Origin of the sequence: Streptomyces sp. 13-12-16, assembly GCF_002114215.1 — a bacterium.
Classification (GTDB): Bacteria; Actinomycetota; Actinomycetes; order Streptomycetales; family Streptomycetaceae; genus Streptomyces.
The window spans coordinates 1-2,777 of record NZ_NCTE01001019.1 but is presented as its reverse complement, the minus strand read 5'-3'; the positions used below and the strand labels follow the sequence as shown (position 1 = coordinate 2,777).

Sequence of the window (2,777 nt, the reverse complement as noted above, 5' to 3'; positions counted from 1 at the left end):
CCCCCCCGCCGGTGTTCCCGGCGGACGCGCTGGCCGCCGTCACCCGCCTGGTCCGGGACAAGGGTGCCGCGCCCTGGCAGCCGGAAGCGCCCGCCGCCCTGACCGCCGCCACGCGGGACGGGCTGGGCCCGGTGCAGGCGGCCCTGCTGCTCGCCGGGCGGCCGTCGCAGCTCACCGACGAGGTGATCGCCGCCACCGGCCTGAAACCACGTCAGAAGCAGCTCGGCGACGCGCTGCTGGACTCCCTGGAGGCCGGCGACCGGCTGGCGCTCATCGGCGCGCTCCTCCCCGAGAACCCCGGTGACCTGTGGACCGCCGGACCGGACACGGACGCGGCGGGCCGCGTGTGGGACGAGCGCCTCGACGGGGTCGTGCGCCTGCCCGAGGACCTCGCCGGAGAGCTCTCCCTGGCAGGGCTGCCCACCGGTTCCGCCGAGGAAGTGCTCAACCCGCACCGCACCCCCTGGATCAGCCGCACCACCGTGCAGCGCCCCGACAAGGACGGCAACCTCGTGGCGGAGGACCCCTGGGCCCTGCCCGGCCGGCACAACCTGACGCGCGCCGTGGCCGCCCTGGCCGGACTCGCCTACTCCCTGCCGTACGGACACCCCCTGCGCGCCGTCCTCCCCGGAGGACTCACCGCGCTGCGCCGCCGCGTCGCCGACCCCGCACTGCTGCTCGACCTCGGCCTGGAGTGGACCGAGAAGGGCACGCCGACCGCCGTCGAACTGCGCAAGGCGTACGGACTGCCCGCCACCGGCGGCGCCGACGCGCACGGACTGACACCCGTCGGCGAGGCGCTGGTACTGCGCCCCTGGTACCGGGACCAGGAGGCCGTCCTGGTCCGCACGAGCGCCCTCACCGCGGTGGACGACCCCCTGTTCGGACTGATCGAGGGAATCGTCGGAGCCGGGCGGCGCGACGGCATGCAGGCGCTGCGGACCGTCCTGGGCGACGAACTCGCCCGCGCCCTCGCGGCCGGAACGGATCCCGCGGGACCCACCGGCTACGCCCAGGACCCCACCCTGAGCGTGCCCGGCCTGGTCACCGAGGTCGCCGAAGCCCACGGGCTGGGCGAGGACGCGGCCGCGCTCTACCTGCAACTGCTGGCCCTGCCCGACCCGACGGACCGCAACCGCGCCCGCTGGACCGGCTGGAAGCCCGCCCGCGCGAAGAAGGCCCGCGCCGAACTGGCCGCCACCGGCCTGGTCGTCGAGGCGAAGCGGGCCCGCGCCGGACGCACCCTCTTCCTGCCGTGCGGCTGGCTGGACCTGAAGTCCCCCGCCCTGCCGGTGGAGACCTGGAAGCAGGGCCTCTACCCGATCCACGACCGCACCCACGCGGTACCGCTGCTGCCGGTGCCCGAGCTGTTCACGCGGGCCTGGGACCGCGTCCGCGCCGGCGACGCACCCGCCTACGAGGAACTCACCACCCGCGCCACCCGCAAGGGCCGCCGCCGATGACCACCGTCCACCCGCACCCGGAAGAACCCGCGCCGATGACCACCGCCCCGTCCCCCTCCCCGGCCCGCCAGATCGTCCCGCCCGAGGACCGGTACGCCACCGAACTCGCCTTCCTCGCCGCCCACGACGACGGGCCGCGCCCGCCCGCCTGGCGGCTCAGCCCGCGCGCGGTCGTCACGTTCGTCATGGGCAGCGGGGGCCGGGCCCTGAAGCTCCCCGACGGCGCCGGGGCACCCGACGGAGTCCCGCACCGCATGGTGATCGAGGACAAGTTCGTCGGCGACCGGGCACTGGTCGAGCGGTGCGTGGTGACCCTCGCCGGCGAGCGCGGTCTGCTGCTCGTCGGCGAACCCGGCACCGCCAAGTCGATGCTGTCGGAGCTGCTCTCCGCCGCCGTGTGCGGCACCAGCGGCCTGGTCGTGCAGGGCACCGCCGGCACCACCGAGGACCAGCTCAAGTACGGCTGGAACTACGCGCTGCTGCTGGCCCAGGGCCCCACCCGCCAGGCGCTCGTGCCGTCCCCCGTCCTGACCGCCATGTCCCGGGGCGCGATCGCCCGCGTCGAGGAGGTCACCCGCTGCCTGCCCGAAGTGCAGGACTCGCTGGTGTCGTTGCTCTCCGAACGGCGCATCGCCGTACCCGAACTGGCCGGCACCGAGGACGCGCTGGCGCACGCGGCGCCCGGCTTCAACCTCATCGCCACCGCCAACCTCCGCGACAAGGGCGTCTCCGAGATGTCCGCGGCCCTCAAGCGCCGCTTCAACTTCGAGACCGTCGGTCCCATCGGCGACCTCGACGCGGAGACCGCGCTGGTGCGCGGCCAGGCGCGGGCGTCCGTGGAACGCGCGGGGGCGCCGTTCCAGGTCGACGACGCCGTGCTGGAGGCCCTGGTCACCGCGTTCCGGGACCTGCGCGAGGGCCGGTCGGCGGAGGGCTGGGAGGTGGAACGGCCGTCGACGGTGATGAGCACCGCCGAGGCCGTGTCCGTCGCCGGCGCGCTCGCCCTCGCGGCGGCCTACTTCCCGGGCGACCGCGACGTCCTCGGACTGCTGCCCGGCCATCTGCTCGGCGTGGTCCGCAAGGACGACCCCGCCGACGCCGCCCGGCTGCGCGGCTACTGGGACGGTCCCGTCCGGCGCCGTGCCGAGCAGGGCTCCGCCACCTGGCGCACCCTGTGGGACCTGCGTACGGTCCTGGAGGGCTGACGGCCGTGTCCCTCTCCCACGGGGCCGCCGTCCCGGACGGCCCGCCCGCCTCGCCCGACGAGGCGCTCGCCGCCCTCACCGGCCCGTCCGCGCCCTACCTCGTCGGCGT

Annotated in this window: 1 protein-coding gene and 1 pseudogene; both read left to right on the top strand. The window is 75.8% G+C overall.

Translation table 11 applies throughout. From position 1 onward, the window contains the following. Positions 1 to 1,463: pseudogene (locus B7767_RS34265) on the top strand (hypothetical protein); the annotation flags it as partial. A 35-nt stretch (positions 1,464 to 1,498) separates the two neighbouring features. Then, positions 1,499 to 2,668 (top strand): AAA family ATPase, encoded by a 1,170-nt coding sequence (locus B7767_RS34260; protein ID WP_085575498.1) that lies wholly within the window; start codon positions 1,499 to 1,501, stop codon positions 2,666 to 2,668. Positions 2,669 to 2,777: the final 109 nt, after the last annotated feature.

Excerpts from the sequence above, each read along its gene's own strand:
- B7767_RS34260 (WP_085575498.1), top strand. The coding sequence starts at position 1,499 with ATGACCACCGCCCCGTCCCCCTCCCCGGCCCGCCAGATCGTCCCGCCC.